Source organism: Palleronia pontilimi (genome assembly GCF_016412875.1).
GTDB lineage: Bacteria > Pseudomonadota > Alphaproteobacteria > Rhodobacterales > Rhodobacteraceae > Palleronia > Palleronia pontilimi.
The window spans coordinates 128,219-153,072 of sequence record NZ_JAEKPD010000005.1 but is presented as its reverse complement, the minus strand read 5'-3'; the positions used below and the strand labels follow the sequence as shown (position 1 = coordinate 153,072).

20 protein-coding genes and 4 tRNA genes are annotated in these 24,854 nt (G+C 67.3%); 13 read left to right on the top strand and 11 right to left on the bottom strand.

Annotated elements, in window-relative coordinates; all coding sequences use genetic code 11:
- Positions 1–60: 60 nt before the first annotated feature.
- Positions 61–1,722 carry an ABC transporter substrate-binding protein gene (locus ILP92_RS05935; RefSeq protein ID WP_198915449.1) on the bottom strand — a complete coding sequence of 554 codons (1,662 nt, stop codon included), beginning with the start codon at positions 1,720–1,722 and terminating at the stop codon, positions 61–63.
- Positions 1,723–1,904: 182 nt separating this feature from the next.
- Between ILP92_RS05935 and ILP92_RS05930 the strand changes: the two genes are divergently transcribed.
- Complete coding sequence (locus tag ILP92_RS05930) at positions 1,905–3,197, top strand: lipoprotein-releasing ABC transporter permease subunit (RefSeq protein WP_198915448.1); 1,293 nt, start codon at positions 1,905–1,907, stop codon at positions 3,195–3,197.
- The gene (locus ILP92_RS05925) at positions 3,190–3,870 is read left to right on the top strand and encodes an ABC transporter ATP-binding protein (protein ID WP_198915447.1); all 681 of its coding nucleotides are present in this window, start codon (positions 3,190–3,192) and stop codon (positions 3,868–3,870) included. Before ILP92_RS05930 ends, ILP92_RS05925 begins: the two co-directional genes overlap by 8 nt.
- 280 nt (positions 3,871–4,150) lie before the next feature.
- Here the strand turns inward: ILP92_RS05925 and ILP92_RS05920 are convergent.
- From ILP92_RS05920 to ILP92_RS05900, 5 genes are all read right to left on the bottom strand, one after another.
- A tRNA-Gly gene (locus tag ILP92_RS05920) sits at positions 4,151–4,225 on the bottom strand.
- 25 nt (positions 4,226–4,250) lie between these two features.
- Positions 4,251–4,325: transfer RNA gene (locus tag ILP92_RS05915), tRNA-Gly, on the bottom strand.
- 25 nt (positions 4,326–4,350) lie between these two features.
- Positions 4,351–4,425: transfer RNA gene (locus tag ILP92_RS05910), tRNA-Gly, on the bottom strand.
- 25 nt (positions 4,426–4,450) lie between these two features.
- Positions 4,451–4,525: transfer RNA gene (locus ILP92_RS05905), tRNA-Gly, on the bottom strand.
- A 20-nt stretch (positions 4,526–4,545) separates the two neighbouring features.
- The gene (locus tag ILP92_RS05900; RefSeq protein ID WP_198915446.1) at positions 4,546–4,776 is read right to left on the bottom strand and encodes a hypothetical protein; all 231 of its coding nucleotides are present in this window, start codon (positions 4,774–4,776) and stop codon (positions 4,546–4,548) included.
- 90 nt (positions 4,777–4,866) lie between these two features.
- Here ILP92_RS05900 and ILP92_RS05895 point away from each other — a divergent pair, with 90 nt between their 5' ends.
- Positions 4,867–5,703 carry a LysR family transcriptional regulator gene (locus ILP92_RS05895; protein ID WP_198915445.1) on the top strand — a complete coding sequence of 279 codons (837 nt, stop codon included), beginning with the start codon at positions 4,867–4,869 and terminating at the stop codon, positions 5,701–5,703.
- Between the two features lie 6 nt (positions 5,704–5,709).
- Here the strand turns inward: ILP92_RS05895 and ILP92_RS05890 are convergent, their stop codons facing one another.
- The 4 genes from ILP92_RS05890 to ILP92_RS05875 all read right to left on the bottom strand — a co-directional run bounded on the left by ILP92_RS05890 (position 5,710) and on the right by ILP92_RS05875 (position 11,563).
- Entirely contained in the window at positions 5,710–9,153 is a 3,444-nt protein-coding gene (locus ILP92_RS05890) for a pyruvate carboxylase (protein WP_198915444.1), read from the bottom strand.
- Positions 9,154–9,228: 75 nt separating this feature from the next.
- On the bottom strand, positions 9,229–9,888 hold the full coding sequence (locus ILP92_RS05885; RefSeq protein WP_235971182.1) for a PAS domain-containing protein: 660 nt from the start codon (positions 9,886–9,888) through the stop codon (positions 9,229–9,231).
- Between the two features lie 152 nt (positions 9,889–10,040).
- Positions 10,041–11,177, bottom strand: a complete 1,137-nt coding sequence (locus ILP92_RS05880; protein WP_198915442.1) for an alpha-hydroxy acid oxidase — start codon at positions 11,175–11,177, stop codon at positions 10,041–10,043.
- Positions 11,174–11,563: a hypothetical protein gene (locus ILP92_RS05875; RefSeq protein WP_198915441.1), complete on the bottom strand. Its 390-nt coding sequence runs from the start codon at positions 11,561–11,563 to the stop codon at positions 11,174–11,176. The genes ILP92_RS05880 and ILP92_RS05875 overlap by 4 nt, the downstream gene beginning before the upstream one ends.
- Before the next feature lie 97 nt (positions 11,564–11,660).
- On the opposite strand from ILP92_RS05875, the gene ILP92_RS05870 reads away from it, so the two are divergent.
- Positions 11,661–14,054, top strand: coding sequence for an ATP-dependent helicase (locus ILP92_RS05870; protein WP_198915440.1), 2,394 nt, complete (start codon positions 11,661–11,663; stop codon positions 14,052–14,054).
- 71 nt (positions 14,055–14,125) lie between these two features.
- On the top strand, positions 14,126–14,503 hold the full coding sequence (locus ILP92_RS05865; RefSeq protein WP_198915439.1) for a response regulator: 378 nt from the start codon (positions 14,126–14,128) through the stop codon (positions 14,501–14,503).
- Positions 14,504–14,681: 178 nt separating this feature from the next.
- On the opposite strand, the gene ILP92_RS05860 is transcribed toward ILP92_RS05865, so the two are convergent.
- Entirely contained in the window at positions 14,682–14,900 is a 219-nt protein-coding gene (locus tag ILP92_RS05860; RefSeq protein ID WP_198915438.1) for a DUF1127 domain-containing protein, read from the bottom strand.
- Between the two features lie 843 nt (positions 14,901–15,743).
- Here ILP92_RS05860 and ILP92_RS05855 point away from each other — a divergent pair.
- The 8 genes from ILP92_RS05855 to murD all read left to right on the top strand — a co-directional run bounded on the left by ILP92_RS05855 (position 15,744) and on the right by murD (position 24,842).
- On the top strand, positions 15,744–16,253 hold the full coding sequence (locus ILP92_RS05855; protein ID WP_235971151.1) for a division/cell wall cluster transcriptional repressor MraZ: 510 nt from the start codon (positions 15,744–15,746) through the stop codon (positions 16,251–16,253).
- The gene (gene rsmH / locus ILP92_RS05850) at positions 16,250–17,245 is read left to right on the top strand and encodes a 16S rRNA (cytosine(1402)-N(4))-methyltransferase RsmH (RefSeq protein WP_235971147.1); all 996 of its coding nucleotides are present in this window, start codon (positions 16,250–16,252) and stop codon (positions 17,243–17,245) included. Before ILP92_RS05855 ends, rsmH begins: the two co-directional genes overlap by 4 nt.
- A 3-nt stretch (positions 17,246–17,248) precedes the next feature.
- Complete coding sequence (gene ftsL / locus ILP92_RS05845) at positions 17,249–17,596, top strand: cell division protein FtsL (protein WP_198915437.1); 348 nt, start codon at positions 17,249–17,251, stop codon at positions 17,594–17,596.
- Positions 17,593–19,386 carry a peptidoglycan D,D-transpeptidase FtsI family protein gene (locus ILP92_RS05840; RefSeq protein ID WP_198915436.1) on the top strand — a complete coding sequence of 598 codons (1,794 nt, stop codon included), beginning with the start codon at positions 17,593–17,595 and terminating at the stop codon, positions 19,384–19,386. The genes ftsL and ILP92_RS05840 overlap by 4 nt, the downstream gene beginning before the upstream one ends.
- 9 nt (positions 19,387–19,395) lie before the next feature.
- A complete protein-coding gene (locus ILP92_RS05835; RefSeq protein WP_198915435.1) occupies positions 19,396–20,874 on the top strand; it encodes a UDP-N-acetylmuramoyl-L-alanyl-D-glutamate--2,6-diaminopimelate ligase in 1,479 nt (492 codons plus the stop codon).
- Positions 20,871–22,283 (top strand): UDP-N-acetylmuramoyl-tripeptide--D-alanyl-D-alanine ligase, encoded by a 1,413-nt coding sequence (locus ILP92_RS05830; protein ID WP_198915434.1) that lies wholly within the window; start codon positions 20,871–20,873, stop codon positions 22,281–22,283. Before ILP92_RS05835 ends, ILP92_RS05830 begins: the two co-directional genes overlap by 4 nt.
- Positions 22,284–22,297: 14 nt before the next feature.
- A complete protein-coding gene (gene mraY, locus ILP92_RS05825) occupies positions 22,298–23,383 on the top strand; it encodes a phospho-N-acetylmuramoyl-pentapeptide-transferase (protein ID WP_198915433.1) in 1,086 nt (361 codons plus the stop codon).
- A gap of 61 nt (positions 23,384–23,444) precedes the next feature.
- Positions 23,445–24,842, top strand: coding sequence for a UDP-N-acetylmuramoyl-L-alanine--D-glutamate ligase (murD, locus tag ILP92_RS05820; protein ID WP_198915432.1), 1,398 nt, complete (start codon positions 23,445–23,447; stop codon positions 24,840–24,842).
- The last annotated feature ends 12 nt before the right edge of the window (positions 24,843–24,854 follow it).

Sequence of the window (24,854 nt, the reverse complement as noted above, 5' to 3'; positions counted from 1 at the left end):
GAAATCCGTCACGTTTTTCTTGAGAAAAACGGCCCCCGGCGAGCACCGGGGGCCGTTCCTTCAGGCGGCGCGGCCCAGCTTGTAGAGATGGATCTCGAAGACCGGGTGCATCTCGGCGCCGACCACGTCCTCGCGATAGTGACGGTAGATCGACCGCCAGTAGGGCTGCGTGATCACGCCTTCTTCGCGCAGGATCGTCTCGATCTGCTCCATCAACACGCGGCGCTCGTCGGGATCGGGGATGCCCTTGGCGCGGTCCAGCAGCGCGTCGAATTCATCGTTCGAGAACCCGCTTTCGTTCCACGGCACGCCCGAGCGATAGGCCAATGACAGCGTCTGCACGCCCAGGGGGCGCCCGCCCCAATCGGTGGCCGAGAATGGGTATTGCACCCAGTCGTTCCAGAACGTCGCCCCCGGCAGCACCGTGCGTTTCACGTTGATGCCCGCATCGCGCAGTTGCGCGGCCATGGCGTCGCAGGTGTTGCGGCGCCAGTCGTCGTCGATCGAGATCAGCTCGTGCTCGTAATCGGCCATCCCGGCCTCTTCCATCAGCGCCATGGCCTGCTCGGGGTCGTATTGGGACGGGCCGATATCGGCGTACTCGGGGTGCAGCGGACTGACATGGTGGTTCGCGGCCAGCGTGCCGCGCCCGCCATAGCCCAGCTGCAGCAGCGTGGCGTTGTCGGAGGCCAGCGACAGCGCGCGGCGCACGCGCGCGTCGGCATAGGGCGTCTGACCGTTCACCTCGGCCTTCTGGTTGGGGCGAATGACGACCGTGCCATTGGTGGGGGTTTCGGACTGCACCCAGCCCAGCGTGTCCATCAGGTCCACGAAATCGCCCACCGATTCGTAAACCATGTCGACCTCGCCCGAATCCGCCGCCGCGAAGACTGCCGAGGCATCTGTGCCCAGGTCGATGAAGCGGATCTCGTCCAGAGGGGCGGGGCCGAACACCTCGGCGCCCCACCAGGTGAAGTCGGGTTTGGGGACCAGCACGGCTTCGACGCCGACCTCGTAGCTGTCGGACATGTAGGGGCCGGTGCCGATGGCGGTCAGCGGATCGCCGTCGAAGTCGGGGTGGACCACGGCCGCCGGGTAATCGGTGAAGCTGGGGATGATGGTGATATCGGCATCGCCAAGCGTCAGTTTCAGCGTGGTGTCGTCCACGATCTCGATCGCGCCGTCGCGGATCTTGCCGGTGTCGTCGTCGATCAGCGAGCCGAAGCGCGCGGCCATTGCGTTGCCTTCCACGTCACGCTCGCACCACCGCTCGATATTGTGGGCCACGTGTTCGGCAGTGAAGGCGTCGCCGTTCCACCAGGTGATGCCCGGGCGGACGTTCAGCGTGTATTCGGTGGCGTCGTCGCTGACCTCCCACGACTCGAGCAGCATGGGGGTGATCGTGCCGTCGCGCTGGTATTCGGCCAGGTATTCCAGCCAGCCGCGCGTCACGTTCGCCATTTGCGGCCAGTCATAGGTTCGCGGGTCCTTCAGCGCGCGCACGTCCATCTGGATGCGCAACGTGCCGCCCTCGGCGCGGTCCTGCGCGTGGGCCTTGGGGGCCGCGGCCCCGAGCAGGCCGTAGGCGGCGGTGCTGCTCAAGCCGAGCGCGGTGGCGCGGGACAGGAACTCGCGGCGCGACAGGGTGCCGTCGGCCACTTCGGACGCGGCGCCCTCGAGGCCGGGGTGAAAGGAGGGATAGCGAATACCGGATGTGGTCATGGGGAAAGCCCTTCGTGCTTTTGGGGAGCCGGGGTCGGGGGATGATACCGCTTTGCCGACCGTGAATGATGCCCCTAAGCCTAGCCGTGCATCGGTGCGGGTCAATTCCCCGTCACACATGCTTGACCCCGCAGGCGCGAAGGCCGAAGTGTCGCCCCAGCCCGATCCAAGGACGCAGACCCATGCAGACCGCGCCGTTTTCCCGTTTCGAATGGATGATCGCCTGGCGCTATCTCAGGGCCAAGCGGGCCGAAGGTGGCGTCAGCGTGATGACCTGGATTTCGCTGATCGGCATCACGCTGGCGGTCTTCGCGCTGATCGCCACGCTGGCCGTTCGCTCGGGGTTTCGCGACGAGTTCGTGGATACGATCCTGGGGGCGAACGCGCATATCACTGTCTATTCGGGCGTCTATGCGGACGAGAACGGCAACCAGAGCCGCGATTTGGAAGACTTCGACGCGGTCGCCGCTAGGGTGGCGCAGGTGCCGGGCGTCACGCGGGTGGCGCCACTGGTCAAGGGCCAGGTCATGGCCAGCGCGCGGGGCAATACCAGCGGGGTCGAGGTGTTCGGCATCCGCCCCGACGACCTGAACACCATCCCGCGGATCGCCGATCCGGTGGAATCGTGGGGCGATCTGTCGCGCTTCGGCGCCGAGGGCGTGCCGGGCATCGCCATCGGATCGGGCGTCAGCCGCGAATTGCAGGTCAGCCTGGGCGACACGATCCAGCTGATTTCGCCCAACGGCGTGCAGACCGCGTTCGGCACGTCGCCGCGCGTATCGAACTACGAAGTGGTCTATGTCTTCACCGCCGGGCGCTACGACATCGACCGCACGCGGGTCTACATGCCCTTCGACGAGGCGCAGATCTATTTCAACTCCGAAGGCGTGGCCGACGAGCTCGAGGTGATGGTCGAAGAGCCCGAGGCGGTGGACGCGTTGGCGCCCACGCTGATGGACGCGGCCGGCGCCAACATGCTGACCTGGACCTGGCGCGACGCGTCGGGGGCGTTCCTGCGGGCGCTCGACATCGAGGACAACGTGATGTTCGTGATCCTGTCGGTGCTGGTGCTGATCGCGGCGATGAACATCATTTCGGGGCTGATCATGCTGGTGAAGAACAAGGGCCGCGACATCGGCATCCTGCGCACGATCGGGCTGACCGAGGGGTCGGTGCTGCGGGTGTTTTTCATCTGCGGCGCGATGACGGGGATCCTGGGAACGGTGTTCGGGGTGATCCTGGGCTGCGCCTTCGCGATCTGGATCGATCCGATCTTCTCGGCCATCAACTATTTCTCGGGCGGGCAGGCGTGGGATCCGTCGATCCGGGGCATCTATGCTCTGCCAGCCAAGCTGCAGCTGGGCGACGTGCTGTCGGCGGTGGCTTTGTCGCTGGGGCTGTCGTTCATCGTGACGATCTTTCCGGCCCGCCGCGCAGCGCGGATGAGCCCGGTCGAGGCATTGCGCTATGAGTGAGACGTTGCGCCTGGACGGCATCGAGAAGACCTATAACCGCGGCCTGCCCAGCGAGGTGCGGGTGCTGCGCGGCTGTTCGCTGTCGGTTCAGGCGGGCGAGGTCGTGGCGCTGGTGGCACCTTCGGGCGCGGGCAAGTCCACGCTGCTGCATATCGCGGGGCTGCTGGACACCGCGGATGCGGGCCGCGTGATTTTGGGTGGGCAGGACATGACAGGTCTTTCCGACCGCAAGCGCACCCGCGCGCGGCGCGCGGATGTGGGCTTCGTCTACCAGTTCCACCACCTGCTGCCCGAGTTCACCGCCGCCGAGAACATCGTCCTTCCGCAGCTTGCGGATGGGGTCGGTCAGGCGGACGCGGAACAGCGCGCCATGGCGCTGCTCGACAGCGTGGGCGTGAAGCATCGCGCGGGTCACCGCCCGTCGGCCATGTCGGGCGGCGAGCAGCAGCGCGTCGCGGTCTGTCGCGCGCTGGCCAACCAGCCGCGCCTGTTGCTGGCCGACGAGCCCACGGGCAACCTGGACCCCGAGACGTCCGAAAAGGTGTTCGCCGCGCTGATGGCGCTGGTGCGCGATACAGGCCTGTCTGCGCTGATCGCGACCCATAACCTGGAACTGGCCGCGCGGATGGACCGTTCCGTGCGCCTGAGCGACGGTGACCTGGTGGCAGGTTAGCGCGGCGGCGTTGACGGTTTCGGACGAGCTTCGGATCGGCGCGGGCGGCATCTGGTTTTGACCTTCGGGTCACGGGCCGCGCTCCCGGGGTGCCGTGATCGATCCGGGCCTGTCGGGGTTGTGTGCCGACCGCCGGTCACAACTTCTCCGCTCGGTGGATAACGAGAATGCGGCCTGCCGGATCGCGCGGGGTCGGATGACCCTACGTAAAGGAAAGGCACAGTTAAAGCTGGCTATGCGAGTGTCGAGGGGTGTGGATAAGTCGGGGGAAGAAACCGTCTGGAGCGGGCGATGAGATTCGAACTCACGACCCTAACCTTGGCAAGGTTATGCTCTACCCCTGAGCTACGCCCGCGCGCCAGACCGGTCCGTTGTCTCGATGGAGCGGGCGAGGCGATTCGAACGCCCGACCCTAACCTTGGCAAGGTTATGCTCTACCCCTGAGCTACGCCCGCGCGCCAGACCGGTCCGTTGTCTCGATGGAGCGGGCGAGGCGATTCGAACGCCCGACCCTAACCTTGGCAAGGTTATGCTCTACCCCTGAGCTACGCCCGCGCGCCAGACCGGTCCGTTGTCTCGATGGAGCGGGCGAGGCGATTCGAACGCCCGACCCTAACCTTGGCAAGGTTATGCTCTACCCCTGAGCTACGCCCGCATCATCGAGTGTGGCAGGCTTTACCGCCGCCGGGGGCGCGTCGCAAGGGGAAATTTCGGCGCGATCCACCGCGATCGGATGGGCAGGCGGACCAGCCTCCGGATGGCGTCGCGCCGCCGGGCGCGCCGTTCGGCGCGCGCGACGCGGCGGGCTTCGGCGATGCGCTTGGACCAGATCAGGCGTTCCGCCTCGTATCCCGTCACCGGGCTGTCGGCATCCGGGTTCAGGTGGCTGCGATGCTGGACGAACATGGCATATCCTTTCTGTTGAGTAACGAAGTCAGGGTAAACCGGCGCAGACGGGCCTTGGCAGGCCTGCAGTTCGCAAGTTACCTTTCAGAAATGAAAGACACGCCCTCCCTCGACGACCTGGCATTGTTCCTTGCGGTGGCCGATACGGGGTCACTGGCCCGTGCCGCGCGTCAGACGGGTGCGAGCGTCCCGACGCTCAGCCGCCGCATGGGCGCGCTTGAGACCCAGCTGGGCCGCCGCCTGTTCGACAGGGGCGCGCGGGGATACGACCTGACGGCCGAGGGGCACGCGCTTGCCCGCGAGATGGCGGATCTGCGCGCCGTGTCGCAGCGCGCGGCGGCGCTGGCCGACGGCAACGGGCCGCTCGGCGTGCGGATCACGGGGGGCGACTGGACCTGCCGGTATCTGGCCCGTCACCTATCACGCTGGTGGTCGCCCGGGGCGGATTGGGTGCCCGCCTTCGTCCCGTCGACGGCGGACCTGGATATCGCCCGGCGCGCTGCCGATATCGGGATCCGCAACCGCAGGCCGACGCAGGACTGGCTGGCCGGGCGGCGCACCGCACGGGTGACTTACGGCATCTACGCGGTGTCGGAGGCGATCGAGGGCTTCGTCACCCTGCCCGAAGGGCCGGACGCGCCACCGTCGTCGCGATGGGTGCACGCGCAGCCGGGCGCGCGGGTCGTGACCACTGCCAGCACCCCGCGCGCCGCGCTGGATCTGGCGCGCGCCGGGGTGGCGCGGATCGTGCTGCCGACCTTCGTGGGCGATGCCGAGCCGATGGCCCGCATCGGCCCCGAGATCGATGACCTCGCCCACGAGGAATGGCTGGTCGCCCACCATGCGGCCCGCAACGACCCCGGCATCCGGCCCGCGCTGGACGCGCTGGCCGCGCTGCTGTCGGATCGCACGCTCAGGCCCGGCTGAGCGGCCTCATTCCAACTCGACCAACAGGTCCTTGGCGTCGATCTGGGCGCCGGCCGTGACGTGCACGGCTTTCACGATGCCGTCGTTTTCGGCGTGCAGGCCCGTCTCCATCTTCATGGCCTCGATGGTCAGCAGCATGTCGCCCTGCTTCACGGCCTTGCCGGGCTCGATCGCGATCGAGCCGACGACCCCGGGCATGGGCGCGCCCACATGCTTGGGATTGCCCAGTTCGGCCTTGAGCCGGACCTTGGCGCTGCCCGCGAGCTTGCGGTTGGGGATGCGCACGGTGCGGGGCTGGCCGTTGAGCTCGAAGAAGACCTTCACCTCGCCCGCGTCGTTGGTCTCGCCCATGGCTTGCAGGCGGATTTCCAGCGTCTTGCCCGGATCGATCTCGGCCGAGATCTGGTCGCCGGGCTCCATCCCGTAGAAGAAGGTCTGGGTGGGCAGGGTGCGCACGGGGCCGTAATCCTCGTGGCGCAGGCGGTAATCGGTGAAGACCTTGGGATACATCAGGTAGCCCATCAGGTCCTCGTCGTCGATTTCGACACCGCCCGCGGCTTTCGACGCCTGTGCGCGCGCGGCCTCCAGATCGACTGGCTTCAGGTGCTTGCCGGGGCGGTCCTGCAGGGGCTTTTCGCCCTTCAGCACCTTCTTCTGGATGGCGTCGGGCCAGCCGCCGGGGGGCTGGCCGAGCGCGCCCTTCATCATCTCGACCACCGAATCCGGGAAGGACACGTCCTTTTTCGGGTTTTCCACCTCGGCCCGGGTCAGACCTTGGCTCACCATCATCAGGGCCATGTCGCCCACGACCTTCGAGCTGGGCGTGACCTTCACGATATCGCCGAACATGTCGTTCACGTCCGCGTAGGTCTGCGCGACCTCGTGCCAGCGATGCTCGAGCCCCATGGACCGCGCCTGCGCCTTGAGGTTGGTGAACTGGCCGCCGGGCATTTCGTGCAGGTAAACTTCAGAGGCGGGGGCCTGCATGCCGGATTCGAACGCGGCGTAGTGGTCGCGCACCGCTTCCCAGTAATTGCTGATTTCGCGGATGGCGCCAATGTCGAGGCCCGTGTCGCGCTCGGTGTGGCGCAGCGCCTCGACCACGGTGCCCATGGTGGCCTGGCTGGTGTTGCCGGACAGCGCGTCCATGGCGCAATCGACGGCGTCCACGCCCGCCTCGCTAGCCGCCAGGATCGTGCCGCTGGCGATGCCGGCCGTGTCGTGGGTGTGGAAGTGGATCGGCAGGCCGACTTCTTCCTTCAGCGCCTCGATGAGCACCCGCGCTGCGCCCGGCTTCAGCAGCCCCGCCATGTCCTTCAGGCCCAGGATATGCGCGCCCGCGGCCTTCAGGTCCTTGCCCATCTGCACGTAATAGGCCCGGTCGTACTTGTTCTGATCGGGGTCCATCATGTCGCCGGTGTAGCAGATCGTGCCTTCGCAGACCTTGTTCTGCGCGATCACGGCGTCCATGGCGACGCGCATGTTTTCTACCCAGTTGAGACTGTCGAACACCCGGAACACGTCGACACCGCTGGTGGCCGCCTGCTTGATGAAGGCCTGCACCACGTTGTCGGGGTAGTTGGTGTAGCCCACGCCGTTGCTGGCGCGCAGCAGCATCTGGGTCATCAGGTTGGGCATGGCCGCACGCAGGTCGCGCAGGCGCTGCCACGGGCATTCCTGCAGGAACCGGTAGGCCACGTCGAAGGTCGCGCCGCCCCAGCATTCCATCGAGTAGAGCCCGCTCATGTTGGCGGCGTAGGCGGGCGCCACGCGGATCATGTCGATCGAGCGCATGCGGGTGGCCAGCAGCGACTGGTGGCCGTCCCGCATGGTGGTGTCGGTGATCAGCAGGTGCGGCTGTTCGGCCATCCAGTCGGCGACGGCCTGGGGGCCGAATTCGTCGAGGATGTGGCGCGTGCCGTGGGGGATGCCGTCGGTGCGCGGCGCGGGCGGCTTGGGGATGCCCAGATCGGCGCGGGGCAGGGCGCGGCCCTCGGTCTCGGGGTGGCCGTTGACGCTGATGTCGGCGATGTAGCGCAGGATCTTCGTGGCGCGGTCGCGGCGCGGGGCGAAGTCGAAGAGCTCGGGCGTCTGGTCGATGAACTTGGTGTGGTATTCGTAGTTCAGGAAGGTCGGGTGCTTCAGCAGGTTCTCGACGAAGGCGATGTTGGTGCTGACGCCGCGGATGCGGAACTCGCGCAGGGCGCGGTCCATGCGGGCGATCGCGGCTTCGGGCGTGGGGGCCCAGGCGGTGACCTTTTCCAGCAGGCTGTCGTAGTAGCGCGTGATGACCGCGCCCGAATAGGCGGTGCCGCCGTCCAGCCGGATGCCCATGCCGGTGGCGCCGCGATAGGCGGTGATGCGGCCGTAATCGGGGATGAAGTTGTTGGTCGGATCCTCGGTGGTGATGCGGCACTGGATGGCGTGGCCGTCGAGCTGCACGTCGTATTGCGACGCGGTGCCGGTGGCTTCGACCAGGGACTTGCCCTCGGCGATCAGGATCTGGGCGCGCACGATGTCGATGCCGGTGACCTCCTCGGTCACGGTGTGTTCGACCTGCACGCGCGGGTTCACTTCGATGAAGAAGAAATCACCGGTTTCCATGTCCATCAGGAACTCGATGGTGCCCGCGCATTCGTAGCCCACGTGTTCGGCGATCTTCTTGCCCAGGTTGCAGAGCTTTTCGCGCTGGGCGCCCGACAGGTAAGGGGCGGGCGCGCGTTCGACGACCTTCTGGTTGCGGCGCTGGACCGAGCAGTCGCGTTCCCACAGGTGGTAGATGGCGCCGTACTGGTCGCCCAGGATCTGCACTTCCACGTGGCGGGCGCGCAGGATCATCTTTTCCAGGTAGCCTTCGCCGTTGCCGAAGGCGGCTTCGGCTTCGCGACGGCCTTCGCGCACCTTTTCTTCCAGCTCCTTCTCGTTGGCGATGGGGCGCATGCCGCGTCCGCCGCCGCCCCAGCTGGCCTTCAGCATCAGCGGATAGCCGATCTCGGCCGCCTCGGCGCGGATCGCGTCCATGTCGTCGCCCAGGACCTCGGTGGCGGGGATCACCGGCACGCCGGCCTCGATTGCCACGCGCCGGGCGCTGGCCTTGTCGCCGAGCTGGCGCATGGTTTCGGCCTTGGGGCCGATGAAGGTGATGCCCGCGGCGGCGCAGGCGTCGACGAAATCGGGGTTTTCCGACAGCAGCCCGTAGCCGGGATGGATCGCGTCGGCGCCGCATTTCCGGGCCACGCGGATGATTTCTTCGATCGAGAGATAGGCCGCGACGGGACCCAGGCCTTCGCCGATCAGGTAGGCTTCGTCCGCCTTGAAGCGGTGCAGGCTGAGCTTGTCCTCGTCGGCGTAGACGGCGACGGTGCGTTTGCCCAGCTCGTTGGCGGCCCGCATCACGCGGATTGCGATCTCGCCGCGATTGGCGATCAGGATCTTCTTGAAATCGGCCATGGCGACGCTCTCCTGTTGCTGCGGGTGCAGCTTAGCGTGCCTTGGACGACTTGAAAGGGGTCAGAGCCGCATTCGTTAATGCGCCTGGGACATGATCGACGACAACCGCTCCAGCGAGCGGCGCACCGGGTCGGCGCTGGGACGGCTGCTCAGGTTTTGGGCATCCATGAGATAGGTCGGCTTGGCGTCGATGGTGTCGACCGCGCGCGGCTCGGCCAATTTGCGGATGTCCTGCAGGGTCCGGTCCACCGTCCGGCACAGCGCGGACAGGATGCTCAGGTCGGTGCAACTGACATCCTGTGCGCAGCGATGTTCCAGCGCATCGAGGTAGGCGGACACGCGGCTGAGCTGGAACTGCGACTGGACCGAGAAGTAATTGATGTCTTCGAACACGCGGCGGTGCCCGTTCCGGGCGGGCTGGCGTTCGACCAGCACGGCGTTGCCGACCACGCGGGACCGGCCGGTTTCGGACCGGGTGGGCACCAGGGTCGTGTGCCAACGGGTGATCGCGCCGTTGATCGTCAGCTCTTCGCTGTATTCCATCGGGCGGCCGCGTTGAAGACAGCGGGCGTAGTTGTCGTTGATCGCTTCCGCGTCGGCGCGGGGCAGGAGTGAAAAGATTTCCATGTCGCGCACCTGAGCGCGCTCCATCTTGCTGGCCTGGGTGTGCGCATCGTTGATCGCGCGCAGGGTGAAACGGTCGTGGCGGTCGGAATGGGCGTCGGCGATGAACATCGGCACTTGGAAGGAATCGATGAGTGTTTCGAGCGTCCCTGTATCGTCGGATGTGAACATAGTGTCCCTGTAGCTTTCGAAGTAACTTCTCAAAGCTTAGGCAACCAATCTTAAAGCCCGGTTACCACAAAAACGGGAATGCACTGAAAACTTTAAGCATCCAGATCGCGGGCCTGGGTGGGCCGATCGAGACCCAGCTGCCCCAAATCCGCGATCAGTCCTTCGCGCAGGATGTGAAAGACGTGGTCCACCCCACGCTCGCCCAACGCCGCCATGCCGTGGTGGAACGCGCGGCCCAGCATGACGAAATCGGCGCCGCGCGCGAGCAGCCGCAGCACGTCGGTGCCCGAGCGCACGGCCCCGTCGGCGATCAGCGGATAGTCCGGTCCCACGGCCTGGCGGATCGCGGGCAGGGCGTCGGCGGGGGCGGGCGCGGCTTCGAACTGGCGGCCACCGTGGTTCGACACCCAGACCGCGTCGGTGATCCGCGCCGCGCGGGCCGCGTCATCGGGGTGCAGCACGCCCTTGACCATCAGCGCGCCGTCCCATTCGTCGCGCAGCGCCCGCAGGTAGTCCCAGTCGGGCGCCGTGCGCAGCCGGTAGCCGATATGCGCGGTGGCACCCGTGGCCGAGTTGGGATCGGCGTATTTCTCGAGCGTTTTCAAGCGGGGCGTGCCGTGGCGCAGCGTCCCGGCGGCCCAGAGCGGCGCCAGCGCCGCCTGCCACGCGATGCGCGGCGTCAGTCGCATGGGGTTGGTCAGCCGCGCGCGCCGTTGCCGTTCGCGCCGCGACGTTGCCTGCAGATCGACGGTCAGGATCAGCCCGGTGAAGCCCGCGTCGCGGGCGCGGGCCAGCATGTCGCGGCGGATCTCGGGATCGGCGGGGGCGTAGAGCTGGAACCAGCCGGTGCCGCCGCCCAGATGCGGACCGACCTCTTCGGGCGTGGCGGCGGCGACGGTGCTCAGGCAGAAGGGCGCGCAGTTCCGCGCGGCCGAGCGGGCCATGGCGGCTTCGGCCCCCGGCCAGACCGAGCCGGACATGCCCACGGGCGCGATGCCCACCGGCAGATCGAAGCGCTGACCCACCAGGGTGGTTGCGAGGTCCGGCGTCGATTTCACCAAGGCGCGCGGGGTCAGCGCGATGGCGTCCAGCGCCGCCTCGGCGCGGTGGGCGGCGGCTTCGTTGCCGGTCGCCGAATCGAGGTATTCCCAGATGAAGTGCGGCACCCTGCGGCGCGCGCGCGCGGCAAGATCCGACAGCGCCGGGAATCGGTCGTCGAGATCGCTCATCCCGCACCTCGTCGTGCCAGGTGGCCCGCAAGGCTCAGCCCGAACCCCGCGACCGCGCCCAAGGGCGGCAGGACCGACCCCCGCGCGGGTGCGCCGGGTGCCACGTCTTCGAACACCAGGTACAGGATCCCGCCCGCGGCGAAGAGCATGAGCAGGCCGAGGATCACGTCGCGCCCGGCCAGCAGCACGTGGCCGATGGCCGCGGCCAACGGGCCCGGCGGGGCAATGGCCGCGAAGATTGCCAGCAGCGCAACGCCGCCGAGCGCCACGGCGCCGTACCCCCACGGCTCCATTGGGTCAGCCGTCCGGTCGAGCGCCAGCGCCAGCGCCCCGCCCAGGGGGATCGCCAGCCCGCCTACCGCGGCAAAGATCAGCGCATCGATCATGGCGCGACCCTAGCGCGACCATTTCGCCGCGAACAGACCGGAACGAAGGTGGAACACCCGGCTTCCCAAGGGGCCGGGATCGCGCTAGAAGGGACCCATGAGCAGTTTCGACGAACACGACGCCTTCGAGGCGGCGGCCACGCCGCTGTCGCAGCAGGCCATGGCGGCGCGTCCGGCGCCCTATCTGGACGGCCTGAACCCCGCCCAGCGCGAAGCCGTCGAGACGCTGGATGGCCCAGTGCTGATGCTGGCGGGGGCGGGCACCGGCAAGACCCGCGCGCTGACCGCGCGGATCGCGCACCTGATGACGCAGGGCAAGGCGCGCCCGAACGAGATCCTGGCAGTGACCTTCACCAACAAGGCGGCGCGCGAGATGAAGAACCGCGTCGGGCACCTGTTGGGCCAGACGGTCGAGGGGATGCCGTGGCTTGGCACCTTCCACGCGATCTGCGTGAAGCTGCTGCGCCGTCACGCCGAACTGGTGGGGCTGAAGTCGAACTTCACCATCCTGGACACCGACGACCAAATCCGGCTGCTGAAGCAGTTGATCGTGGCCGAGAACATCGACGAAAAACGCTGGCCCGCGCGGCAACTGGCCGGTCATATCGACCAGTGGAAGAACCGTGCCTGGACGCCGGACAAGGTACCCGCAGCCGAGGCGGGCGCGTTCAACCACCGCGGCACCGAGCTTTACGACTATTACCAGGAGCGGCTGAAGACCCTGAACGCCGTGGATTTCGGCGACCTGCTGCTGCACATGGTGACGATCTTCCAGGACCACCCGGACGTGCTGGCGCAATACCAGCGTTGGTTCCGCTATATCCTGGTGGACGAATACCAGGACACGAACGTGGCCCAGTACCTGTGGCTGCGGTTGCTGGCCCAGGGCCACAAGAACATCTGCTGCGTGGGCGACGACGACCAGTCGATCTATGGCTGGCGCGGCGCCGAGGTGGGCAACATCCTGCGGTTCGAAAAGGACTTTCCCGGCGCCAAGGTGGTGCGGCTGGAACAGAACTATCGCTCGACCCCCCATATCCTGGCGGCCGCCGCCGGTGTCATCGACGCCAACAAGGGGCGGCTGGGCAAGACGCTGTTCACGGATCTGAGCAAGGGCGAAAAGGTGCGCCTGATCGGCCATTGGGACGGCGAGGAAGAAGCCCGCTGGATCGGCGAAGAGGTCGAGGCGCTGCAACGCGGCACCCGCGGGCTTGACCCGGTGTCGCTGGACGACATGGCGATCCTGGTGCGCGCGTCCCACCAGATGCGCGCCTTCGAGGACCGGTTCCTGACCATCGGACTGCCCTATCGCGTGATCGGGGGCCCGCGTTTCTACGAGCGGCTCGAGATCCGCGATGCCATGGCCTATTTCCGCTGCGCCGTGTCGCCGGATGACGACCTTGCCTTCGAGCGCATCGTTAATACTCCCAAGCGGGGCCTTGGCGACAAGGCGCAGCAGAACATCCAGCGCACCGCGCGCAGCCATGGTGCCACGCTGATCGACGGGGCGCGAATCCTGCTGGCCGACAAGGGGATCGGCGGCAAGGGCGCGGCCGAGCTGCGGGTGCTGGTGGACAACCTGGCGCGCTGGCACGAGCTGACCCGCAAGGACGGCCAGAGCCATATCGAGCTGGCCGAGATCATTTTGGAAGAGTCTGGCTACACCGCGCATTGGCAGAACGACAAGACGCCTGAGGCGCCGGGACGGCTGGAAAACCTGAAGGAACTGGTGAAGGCGCTGGAGCAGTTCGAGAACCTGCAGGGCTTCCTGGAACACGTCGCGCTGATCATGGACAACGAGACGGAAGAGGGCGGCGCGAAGATCAGCGTCATGACGCTGCACGCCGCCAAGGGCCTGGAATTTCCGGCGGTCTTCCTTCCGGGCTGGGAAGACGGGCTGTTCCCGTCGCAGCGCAGCATGGACGAATCGGGTCTGAAGGGGCTCGAGGAAGAGCGCCGACTGGCCTATGTGGGCATCACCCGGGCCGAGCGGCTGTGCACGATCAGCTTCGCCGCCAACCGCCGGGTCTATGGCCAGTGGCAATCGTCGCTGCCGTCGCGGTTCATCGACGAGTTGCCTCCCGAGCACGTGGAAGTGCTGACGCCGCCCGGACTTTACGGCGGCGGCTACGGTGCGGCGGGCATGGCGGCCAGCGCGTCGCCCGCGATCATGGCGGCGCAGAACAGCGACTTGCACGACCGTGTCAGCCGCGCCGATGTCTACAATTCGCCCGGTTGGCGGCGGCTGCAGGAACGCAGCGCCAATCGCCCCATGCGCCAGCCGACCGAGAGCCGGAATATCGTGATCGACGCGCAGGCCATATCGTCCTTCACGGTGGAAGACCGCGTTTTCCATACGAAATTCGGCTACGGGACGGTCACGGGCATCGAAGGCGACAAGCTTGATATCCGCTTTGACAAGGCGGGCCAGAAGAAGGTTGTCAGCAAGTTCTTGGTTGACGCCGACCGGGCCGACGACGTGCCGTTCTAGGCCCCGCTTTCAACTTTCTTTAACGGCTCTGCGCGATACTGGTCACGCGACGTGAGTGTGGGGGCCTGAAAATGAAGATGCTGGTTGTGGACGATGATCCGGCCATTTGCTGTATCTGGAGCGACGTGCTGGAAGAAGAAGGCCACGAGGTCGACGTGATCCGTGACGCCGAAGCGGCCCGCAAGAAATTGATGACCAAGTCCTACGACGCCGTGGTGCTGGACCTCTGCCTGGGCGAAGAGAGCGGCCTGAGCGTCGCGGCGCTGGCCACCTATACCAATCCCGAATGTCGGGTCGTGATCGTGACCGGAACGTCGCTGTTCGCGCGTGGCGAATTGTTCTGCATGGCGCCCAACATCGCGGCCGTGCTGCGCAAGCCTGTCTCGATCTCGGAATTGGTGGCTGTTCTGGAATACGACGCGATCGGACTGACGCGCATGTCCGCCTGACGGGCGGCACCCGGACGATCTGTTGCCCAGGTTATGCGGCGACGGGGCCGGGGAGGAGGTCGACCCCGTCGCTTAGCGCGACCACCCCAGGGAGGCTGGGAAAGGCCGCGTTCTGATCCGGCTATATGTGCCGGAAGCCTTGAGCCATAGCGGACAGGCGTCCGCCGAAGGCATGTGTTCAGTCGCGATGCCCGTAGGCGGCGTCCAGTGCGACGCTTCGGATCGCCGAGCGCGACAGGCCGAGATCGTTCAGCTCGCGGCCGCTGAGGGCCTGCAACTCGTTGAACGTGCGGCGGTAGGTCTGCCAGCGCGTGAAACGTGCGCGCATGTCGGACGTGATACGGTTCAGCCTGCCGGGGCGGGCGGCGATCGGTGAGGTCTGGGTCAAAGTGGCCATTACGGTCCTCTCATTCGTCTATCTAGGTGACCAGCGGATCGGTATCCGGCTGGCGTTGACCCAAACCTAAGAAATTGCTGCACCTGCACAATGGGCGTCTCGGCAATGCCGCTATGCAGCATTTGCATGGAACCCCGCCTGGATCCGTGCGGCCGCCATTTCGCTCGCCGCGGCGGAGCCCGGCCCGGGCGGAGAGCTATGCGACTTGGGACGGCATGGGAACGCGATTGGGCCGGCATGGGAATCGGTGCAGAGACTGCGCCCGACTCGCGCTGCCGTCTGGGATTCGGGTTCGAGACGGCTCTTTGATGCGGCGGTGAGCACATGGAGCGGCGCATCAGGGCGCGCGCTTCAGCCGAGACGCGGGGCCTGGCTGCAAGATTTCAAAAAACTTGCCCAGCTTTGGCAAAAATATCTCACACCATATGTAGTGGTGAAATCAGGACCACACCTCACCATCGGGCGCTTTCGGGGCTGAATCCGCCATTTGCGCGGCCATCGGCGCAGTCCGGGCGCGCGCGGATCCGCTCTGCCGCTGCAGATTTTTGTTGCCTCCCATGGTTTCCCATGCGATCCCTAATTCATCGAAGAGCAGGACACAGGCAGACGCAAAGATCTGAACGGTCCAACGAAAACAGAGGCTTAGGTTTCATACAGGCAAACTTCTTCGTGACATCGAGATCCGGCGCGCGGGCGAGCAGACATCCCCCCAGGTGGCGCGCGCGATCGGACACCCCGGAAACGGGACGAGGGCGGCGATCGGAACAGTGGCAGCAGTTCCGGTCGCCGTTTTCCGTTTTAGCACACGAGGCTGAATCGGAATAGGGTATAGGAGACGGGACTTTGTTCGGCGGCATGTATATCGGCCTGCACGAGAACAAGATCGACAGCAAAGGGCGGCTGTCGGTTCCCGCTGATTTTCGCCGACTCCTGGAAAAGAACGATCCCGAATGGGAGGAGGGCAAGCAGGCCCGCATGGTCGTCGTATACGGAGACGAGCGGCGCGACTATCTTGAAGTGCATTCCGTCAAGGACCTGATGGATATCCACCGCCAAATCCAGCGCATGGACCGCGGATCGCGCAAGCGCGCCGAGTTGCAGCGCCTCTATGCCCACCAGGTCCAGCCCGTCACGCTGGACGATACCGGCCGCATCGTGTTGAACGCGACCCTGCGCAACAAGATCGGTCTGACCGATACCGCGATCGTGGTCGGCAACAGCGATACATTCCTGATCTACAAACCCGAGACCTACGAGAACGCGGCGCTCGACCATCTGCGGGCCGAGGACGACTTGGATCCCAACCTGGATCCGTCGGTCTACCTGGGTGGAAACCTGGACCTTGCGGAATGAGCGGTGGCGCCATGGACGACCGCCCGCCGCATACCCCCGTCCTGCTTGGTCCGATCCTGAGCCATTGCGCGCCCGTCTCGGGCATCTGGGTCGACGGCACCTTCGGCGCGGGGGGCTACGCCCGCGGTCTGCTGGATGCGGGTGCCGCGCGCGTGATCGGCATCGATCGCGACCCGTCGGTGTTCGCCCTGGCGGCCTCCTGGGCCGACGAATGCGGCGACAGGCTGCACCTGGTGCAGGGCACGTTTTCGGATCTCGACACGCTGGCGGGCGGACCGGTGCAGGGCGTGGTGCTGGACCTTGGCGTGTCGTCGATGCAGCTGGACCAGCCCCAGCGCGGATTTTCGTTCCTGCGCGACGGGCCGCTCGACATGCGGATGGGCGATAGCGGGCCCACGGCGGCCGATCTGGTGGCGCAGGTCGAGGAATCGCGGCTGGCCGACATCATCTATCAATACGGCGAAGACCGTGCCTCGCGCCGGATCGCGCGGGCCATTGTCCGTGCGCGCGCCGAGGCGCCGATCACCACGACCGGGCAGCTGGCGGGCCTTGTCGAGCGCGCCCTGCCGCGGCCGAAGCCGGGACAGAGCCATCCGGCGACCCGCACCTTCCAGGCGCTCAGGATCGCCGTGAACGATGAGTTCGGGCAGCTCGTCCAGGGGCTCGAGGCCGCCGAGCGCGCGCTGGAGCCGGGCGGCTGGCTGGCGGTCGTCAGCTTCCATTCGCTGGAGGATCGTGTGGTCAAACGCTTCTTTCAGGCGCGCTCGGGCGGGGGCGGCAATGCCAACCGCTACGCGCCCGCGACCGAAGACGCCGCACCGCAATTCACCGATGTGAGCAAGGGAATCGCCGCGGACGAGGCCGAGTTGCGCGCCAATCCGCGGGCCCGCTCGGCGCGTCTGCGGATGGCGCGCCGCACCGACGCGCCCGCGGGGCCGGTGGATCGCACCCGGCTGGGACTGCCGAAGATCGACCTGGAGGGGGGACACTAGACCATGCGCACACTTCTTTTCATTCTGCCGGGCCTGGCGGTCATGGCGCTGGCCTTTTGGGCCTATTCCGAGAATTTCGAGACCCAGATGGTGCTGACGGACGTGGACCGCCTGCAGGCGCAGATCGGCACCGAGCGCGAGACGCTGGCCATCCTGCGCGCCGAATGGGCGTATCTGAACCGTCCCGAGCGGCTGCGTGACCTTGCCGATCTGAACTTCGACCGGCTGGGCCTGCTGCCGCTGACGCCCGAGCAATTCGCCCGCGTGACGCAGATCGGCTATCCCGGACAGCGCGCGCTGGGGCCGATCATTAATCCCATCACGCTCGACAGCACAGGGGGTCAGCCATGATCCGCACGCCATTGCGCCCGCTTGCCCGCATCCTGGATGCCCGCGAGCGCGGCGAGAATCCCGACGCCATCGAGCGCGAGAACCTGCGCCTGCGCCACGAGGAAATGCGCGACCGCGCCCGGCTCAGGGCCGAAGGGCGGCTGCTGGTGCTGGCGCTGTTCTTCTTTTGCGCCTTTTCGGTCGTGGGCGCGCGGATGGGCCTGATGGCCGCGTCCGAGCCGATGGAGCCGCGCGCCGCCGTGTCCGCGTCGAACATCGTGGCCCAGCGGGCCGACATCATCGACCGCAGGGGCCGTCTTCTGGCCACGAACCTGAGCACCTATGCGCTTTATGCCCAGCCGCCGCACATGATCGACAAGGCGGGGGCCGCGCGCAAGCTGGTCGAGATCTTCCCCGATCTGGACGAGGCGCGGCTGCTGAAGGATTTCACGGGCGACCGCAAGTTCATCTGGATCAAGAAGAAACTCAGCCCCGAGCAGCGCCAGGCGGTCCACGATATCGGCGATCCCGGCCTGCTGTTCGGCCCACGCGAGATGCGGCTTTATCCCAACGGCAAGCTGGCCGCGCATGTGCTGGGGGGTGCCAGCTTCGGGCGCGAAGGCGTCCATTCGGCGGAAGTCATCGGCGTGGCGGGCGTGGAAAAGGCCTTCGACGACTATCTGCGGGATCCGGCCAATGGCGGCGCTCCGCTGCAGCTTTCGCTGGACCTGACCGTGCAGAGCGCCATGCGCGAGGTGCTTTATGGCGGCATGAAACTGATGAACGCCAAGGGCGCCGCGGGCATCCTGATGGACGTGCATACCGGCGAAGTCATCGCCATGGCCAGCCTGCCCGATTTCGATCCCAACGACCGTCCGCGCCCGTTGATCCAGGGTGATGCGTCCGACAGCCCGCTCTTCAACCGGGCGGTGCAGGGGGTTTATGAGCTGGGCTCGACCTTCAAGATCTTCACCACCGCGCAGGCGATGGAGCTGGGGCTGGTCGGGCCGCAGACCATGGTGGATGCGAACGCGCCGATGAAGTGGGGCCGGTTCAAGATCAAGGAATTCCAGAACAAGAATTACGGACCTCTTCTGTCGGTCACGGATGTGATCGTGAAATCGTCGAACGTGGGCACCGCCAAGATGGCCTTGCAGATCGGCGCCCAGCGGCAAAAGGAATTCCTGGCCCGGCTCGGCGTGTTCGAGCCGACGCCCATCGAGCTGATCGAGGCGCCCGGCGCCAAACCGCTGGTGCCGAAGCAATGGTCGGACATCGTCACCATCACCGCGTCCTACGGGCACGGATTCTCGGCATCGCCGCTGCATTTGGCCAGCGCCTACGCGTCGCTGCTGAACGGCGGCACCTTGGTGAAGCCCACGCTGCTGAAGCGCGGCCGGGTCGAGCCCGGTCCGCGCATCGTGTCGCCCGAGGTTTCGGCCGCCAGCGCGAAGATGCTGCGCGACGTGGTCTTGCGCGGCACGGCCAGCTTCGGGCGGGTGCCCGGCTACGACGTGGGCGGCAAGACCGGAACGGCCAACAAGGTCAAATCGGACGGGCGCGGATACCACAAGGACAAGAATATCAACACCTTCGCGACGGTCTTTCCGGCCAGCGACCCGGCCTACGTGCTGATCGTCACCTTGGACGAGGCGTCGGACAATTCCGGCTCGGAGCCGCGGCGCACGGCGGGCTGGACGGCCGTCCCCGTCGCCGCCGAGCTGATCCGGCGCACCGCCCCCCTGCTGGGTCTCAGACCCGAGATTGAACCCCTCCCCCCAACCAAGGTAACACTGACCGCAAATCAGTGAGGATCCGCCATGGGCGAGCAGTCGAAATCCCTGTCCGAGTTGGGCCTGACGGCCGGATCGGGCCGCGAGGTGCGCGTCACCGGCCTGTCGGTGGACAGCCGCCACGTGAAGGACGGGCACCTGTTCGCAGCCCTTCCCGGCAGCAAGGTCCACGGCGCCGAATTCGTCCCCTTCGCGCTGCGCATGGGGGCGGCGGCGGTGCTGACCGACCGCGATGGCGCCGCCATGATCCGCGACCAGCTGGGCGACGTGGCGCTGATCGTGGCCGAGGATCCGCGCCAGACGCTGGCGCTGGCCGCGGCCTTGTGGTTCGAGGTTCAGCCGCAGATCTGCGTCGCGGTGACCGGCACCAACGGCAAGACCTCGGTCGCGTCCTTCACGCGCCAGATATGGCGCGCGCTGGGTCTCGAGGCGGTGAACCTGGGGACGACGGGCGTCGAGGGCGCGTGGGAAGCGCCGCTGGCCCACACGACCCCCGAGCCGATCACCCTGCACCGCACCCTGGCCGAGGCCGCGCGCAACGGCATCACCCATGCCGCGATGGAGGCCAGCAGCCACGGGCTGGACCAGCGGCGGCTGGACGGCGTGTCGCTGACGGCGGCGGCCTTCACCAATTTCACCCAGGATCACCTGGATTATCACGCCTCGTTGGACGAGTATTTCGCCGCCAAGGCGGGGCTGTTCGGACGGGTTCTGGGCGAAGACGGCACGGCGGTCATCAATATCGACGACGCGCGCGGGCCGGACATGCTGCAGATCGCCGAAAGCCGCGGGCATGACATCCTGACCGTCGGGCGCCGCGCCGACGCGGCCTTGCGGGTGGTGTCGCAGCGGTTCGATCCAACGGGGCAGGATTTGCGCTTCGAATGGAACGGCGACGCGCAGCAGGTCCGGCTGGGCCTGATCGGCGGGTTCCAGGCCGAAAACGTGCTGGTGGCGGCGGGATTGGCCATCGCCAGCGGCATCGAGGCGCGCGACGTCTTCGCCACCTTGCCGAAGCTCACGACCGTGCGGGGCCGGATGCAGCTGGTCGCCACGCGTGAGAACGGCGCGGCGGTCTTCGTGGATTACGCGCATACGCCCGCCGCGCTCGAGACGGCCCTGAAGGCCCTGCGCCCGCACACGATGGGGCGCCTGATCGTCGTTTACGGGGCAGGCGGCGATCGCGACAAGGGCAAGCGCCCGCTCATGGGCGCCGCCGCGAGCGACCATGCCGATGTTCGAATAGTGACGGACGATAACCCCAGATCGGAGGATCCGGGCGCGATAAGATCGCAAATCCTCAAATCCGACCCGGATGCGATCGAGGTGGGCGACCGCGCCGAAGCGATCCTGCGCGGCGTCGACGCGCTCGAGCCGGGCGACACGCTTCTGATCGCGGGCAAGGGGCACGAGACCGGTCAGACCGTGGGCGACACTGTCTATCCCTTCGACGATGCCGAGCAGGCGAGCGTCGCGGTGGCCGCGCTGGACGGGCGCGTGGCATGACCGGGACGCTCTGGACCAGCGACGAGGCGGCCCGTGCGACGGGCGGCGTGACGACGCGGGACTGGCAGGCGAATGGCGTGTCCATCGACACGCGCACGATCCGGCCGGGCGATTTGTTCGTCGCGCTGACCGACCAGCGCGACGGGCACGATTTCGTGGCGCAGGCGCTGGACAAGGGCGCAGCCGCTGCCTTGGTGTCGCGCGTGCCGGACGGTCTGGACGACGCGGCCCCGCTTCTGGTCGTGGACGACGTGCTGGGCGGGCTGGAGCGGCTGGGCGTCCATGCCCGCGCGCGAACGCAGGCTCGGGTGATCGCGGTGACAGGCTCGGTCGGCAAGACGACGACGAAGGAAATGCTGCGCGCGGCGCTCGAAGGGCAGGGCCATGTCCACGCGGCCGAGGCCAGCTACAACAACCACTGGGGCGTCCCGCTGACGCTGGCGCGGATGCCGCATGGGACGGATTTCGCGATCATCGAGATCGGCATGAACCACCCCGGCGAGATCTCGCCCCTGTCGCGGCTGGCCCGGCCCCACGTGGCGCTGCTGACCACGGTCGCGGCCGCGCACCTGGAAGCCTTCGCCGGGCTGGACGGCATCGCGCGCGAAAAGATGGCGATCGTCGACGGGCTGGAGCCCGGCGGCATCGCGGTGCTGCCGGTGGACGTGGCGCCCGAAGCGGGCGCGGTGATCGACGCACTGGCCCCCGAGGGCGCCTGGCGTTTCGGCAGCCGCGACGCCGCGTGGTCGGTGGCTCGGATCGATGAGGCGGCGGACGCGCTGGTCTTGAGCGCCGATGTGCCGGACGGCACGGCGGCGATCGCGCTCCAGGCGCAGGGCCGCCACCTGGCGATGAACGCGCTTGGCGCGCTGGCTGCCTGTGTCGCGGCGGGCGCGGACCTGGCTCTGTCGGCGCAGGGTCTGGGCCGCTGGCGGCAAGTGGCGGGCCGGGGTCTGCGCGAGACGCTGACGCTGGATGCCGCGACAGATCGGCACCTGACGCTGATCGACGACGCCTTCAACGCCAACCCCGCATCCATGGCCGCGGCGCTCGACACGCTTATCGCGGCCGCGCCCGAGGGCGCGGGCCGCCGCGTGGCCTTCCTGGGCGACATGCTGGAACTGGGACCGGACGAACGGGCCCTGCACGCCGCCATCGCACGGCATCCGGGCCTTGACGCGGTCGACGTGATCCATTGCGCCGGGCCACGCATCCGCGCGGCCTATGACGCGCTGCCCGTCGCCCAGCGGGGCGAATGGGCCGAGACTGCCGAGGAATTGACACACCGATTGGGCGATTTGGTGGGCGCGGGCGATATCGTGCTTGTCAAAGGCTCGAAAGGCGCAAAGACCGCGCGCATCGTCGATGGCCTGCGCGCGCTTGCGCGCCGGTCCCGCGCTGAGGTCTAGGGGGACCGCTACCCATGTTCTACTGGTTGTCGAATTTTTCGGACGGAGGGGATATCTTCAACCTCTTCCAGTATATCACGTTCCGCTCGGGCGGTGCGTTCTTCACGGCGCTCATCTTCGGCTTCATCTTCGGTCAACCGCTGATCAACCTGCTGCGCCGCCGCCAGCGATACGGCCAGCCGATCCGCACCGATGGCCCCGAAAGCCACGTGGTCACCAAGGCGGGCACGCCCACCATGGGCGGAGTGCTGATCCTGGGTGCGCTGATCGTGTCGACGCTGCTCTGGGCGCGGCTGGACAACCCATACGTCTGGATCCTGCTGTTCGTCACCGTGTCCTTCGGCCTGATCGGGTTTGCCGACGACTACGCGAAGGTGACCAGCAACAGCCATGCGGGCCTGTCGGGCCGGACGCGCCTGCTGATCGGCTTCGCCATCGCGGCCATTGCCGCGGGCGCCGCGTCCTGGGCCCATCCCGAGGCCCTGACCAACCGGATGGCCTTCCCGGTATTCAAGGACGTCCTGTTGAACCTGGGTTTCCTGTTCATCCCCTTCGCCATGATCGTGATCGTGGGGGCCGCCAACGCGGTGAACCTGACGGACGGTCTGGACGGGCTGGCCGTGATGCCGGTGATGATCGCTGCCGCCACGCTGGGGATCATAGCCTATACCGTGGGGCGGGTGGACTTCACCGACTACCTGGACGTGCATTACGTGCCGGGCACGGGCGAGATTTTGATCTTCTGCGCGGGATTGATCGGCGGGGGCCTGGGGTTCTTGTGGTACAACGCACCGCCCGCCGCCGTCTTCATGGGCGATACCGGGTCGCTGGCGCTGGGTGGCGCGCTGGGCGCCATCGCGGTGGCCATCAAGCACGAGCTCGTGCTGGGCATCGTGGGCGGGCTGTTCGTGGTGGAGGCGCTGAGCGTCATCATCCAGGTCCTGTATTTCAAGCGTACCGGCAAGCGCGTGTTCCTGATGGCGCCGATCCACCATCATTTCGAAAAGCGCGGCTGGGCCGAGCCGCAGATCGTCATCCGGTTCTGGATCATCAGCCTGATCCTGGCGCTGATCGGGCTGGCCACGCTGAAGCTGCGCTGATGCGCGCGGGGCGGGCGATGCACCGGGATATTTGCAAGAACAAAGATGGGGCAGGGCGCGCGTGATCCCGGTCGTGGGATATGCGGGCCGCACGGTTGGAGTGCTCGGGCTGGGACGCTCGGGCCTGTCGACGGCGCGGGCGCTGGCGGCGGGCGGTGCTGTGCCGGTCTGCTGGGACGACAGCGACGAGGGCCGCGCGCGCGCCGAGACCGAAGGCTACGCGGTGCGGGACCTGACGCGCGACGGGGCGTGGGACGACGTGGCGCTTCTGGTGACGTCGCCCGGGATCCCGCATCTCTATCCCGCACCGCATCCGGCAATCCTGGGCGCCTTGCGGGCGGGCGTGCCTGTGGACAACGATATCGGGCTGTTCTTCCGCTCGGTCGCGACGCAGGAATGGGAGCAGATGGACGTGGCACCGCGCGTGGTGGCGGTGACCGGCTCGAACGGGAAATCCACCACTTCGGCGCTGATCCATCACATCCTGAGCGAGGGCGGGCGGGCCGCCCAGCTGGCCGGCAATATCGGGCGCGGCGTGCTGGATATCGACCCGCCCGTCGATGGCGGCGTCGTGGTGCTGGAATTGTCGAGCTACCAGACAGACCTGGCGCGCGCGCTGACCCCGGATATCGCGGTCTTCACCAACCTGACGCCGGACCATTTGGACCGGCATGGCGGGATGGGCGGGTATTTCGCGGCCAAGCGACGGCTGTTCGCCGAGGGTGGACCGGATCGCGCGGTGGTGGGCGTGGACGAGGTCGAAGGGCTGTACCTGGCCGGGCAGATGGCCGAGGGCCGCGCGGACGACCGGGTGATCTCGGTATCGGTGACGCGCAAGATCAAGGGCCCCGGCTGGTCGGTCTTTGCGCGCAAGGGTTTACTTGCCGAGTGGCGCAAGGGGCGGCAGGTCGCCGACGTGGATCTGCGCGACATGCCGGGGCTGCCGGGCGCGCACAATCACCAGAACGCCTGCGCGGCTTATGCCGTGGCGCGCGCCATGGGGCTGGCGCCGAAGGCGATCGCGGCGGCATTGCAGTCTTTCGCGGGGCTGCCCCATCGCAGCCAGCTGGTGGCCGAGATCGGCGGCGTGCGCTTCGTCAACGACAGCAAGGCCACCAACGTGGATGCCGCGGCGCAGGCGCTGGCGGCCTTCCCCCGGATCCGCTGGATCGCGGGGGGGCTGGGCAAGGAAGGCGGGATCGCGGCGCTTCAGGGCGCGCTGGGATCGGTGGCGAAGGCCTATCTGATCGGGCATTCGGCGCGGGATTTCGCGTTGCAGATGCCTGGCATCCCGGTCGAGATCTGCGAGACCATGGACGTGGCCGTGGCGCGCGCCGCCGCCGAGGCCGAGCCGGGCGACGTGGTGCTGCTCGCCCCCGCGGCGGCGAGTTTCGACCAGTATCCGAACTTCGAGAAGCGCGGCGAGGACTTCGTCGCCTGCGTCGCGCGGCTCGGCTGAGGCGGGCGGTTT

What these genes read in the sequence shown, in the direction of transcription:
- ILP92_RS05935 (WP_198915449.1), bottom strand. Translation starts at nt 1,722, where the DNA reads ATGACCACATCCGGTATTCGCTATCCCTCCTTTCACCCCGGCCTCGAG.
- ILP92_RS05930 (WP_198915448.1), top strand. Translation starts at nt 1,905, where the DNA reads ATGCAGACCGCGCCGTTTTCCCGTTTCGAATGGATGATCGCCTGGCGC.
- ILP92_RS05925 (WP_198915447.1), top strand. Translation starts at nt 3,190, where the DNA reads ATGAGTGAGACGTTGCGCCTGGACGGCATCGAGAAGACCTATAACCGC.
- ILP92_RS05900 (WP_198915446.1), bottom strand. Translation starts at nt 4,776, where the DNA reads ATGTTCGTCCAGCATCGCAGCCACCTGAACCCGGATGCCGACAGCCCG.
- ILP92_RS05895 (WP_198915445.1), top strand. Translation starts at nt 4,867, where the DNA reads ATGAAAGACACGCCCTCCCTCGACGACCTGGCATTGTTCCTTGCGGTG.
- ILP92_RS05890 (WP_198915444.1), bottom strand. Translation starts at nt 9,153, where the DNA reads ATGGCCGATTTCAAGAAGATCCTGATCGCCAATCGCGGCGAGATCGCA.
- ILP92_RS05885 (WP_235971182.1), bottom strand. Translation starts at nt 9,888, where the DNA reads ATGTTCATCGCCGACGCCCATTCCGACCGCCACGACCGTTTCACCCTG.
- ILP92_RS05880 (WP_198915442.1), bottom strand. Translation starts at nt 11,177, where the DNA reads ATGAGCGATCTCGACGACCGATTCCCGGCGCTGTCGGATCTTGCCGCG.
- ILP92_RS05875 (WP_198915441.1), bottom strand. Translation starts at nt 11,563, where the DNA reads ATGATCGATGCGCTGATCTTTGCCGCGGTAGGCGGGCTGGCGATCCCC.
- ILP92_RS05870 (WP_198915440.1), top strand. Translation starts at nt 11,661, where the DNA reads ATGAGCAGTTTCGACGAACACGACGCCTTCGAGGCGGCGGCCACGCCG.
- ILP92_RS05865 (WP_198915439.1), top strand. Translation starts at nt 14,126, where the DNA reads ATGAAGATGCTGGTTGTGGACGATGATCCGGCCATTTGCTGTATCTGG.
- ILP92_RS05860 (WP_198915438.1), bottom strand. Translation starts at nt 14,900, where the DNA reads ATGGCCACTTTGACCCAGACCTCACCGATCGCCGCCCGCCCCGGCAGG.
- rsmH (WP_235971147.1), top strand. Translation starts at nt 16,250, where the DNA reads ATGAGCGGTGGCGCCATGGACGACCGCCCGCCGCATACCCCCGTCCTG.
- ftsL (WP_198915437.1), top strand. Translation starts at nt 17,249, where the DNA reads ATGCGCACACTTCTTTTCATTCTGCCGGGCCTGGCGGTCATGGCGCTG.
- ILP92_RS05840 (WP_198915436.1), top strand. Translation starts at nt 17,593, where the DNA reads ATGATCCGCACGCCATTGCGCCCGCTTGCCCGCATCCTGGATGCCCGC.
- ILP92_RS05835 (WP_198915435.1), top strand. Translation starts at nt 19,396, where the DNA reads ATGGGCGAGCAGTCGAAATCCCTGTCCGAGTTGGGCCTGACGGCCGGA.
- ILP92_RS05830 (WP_198915434.1), top strand. Translation starts at nt 20,871, where the DNA reads ATGACCGGGACGCTCTGGACCAGCGACGAGGCGGCCCGTGCGACGGGC.
- mraY (WP_198915433.1), top strand. Translation starts at nt 22,298, where the DNA reads ATGTTCTACTGGTTGTCGAATTTTTCGGACGGAGGGGATATCTTCAAC.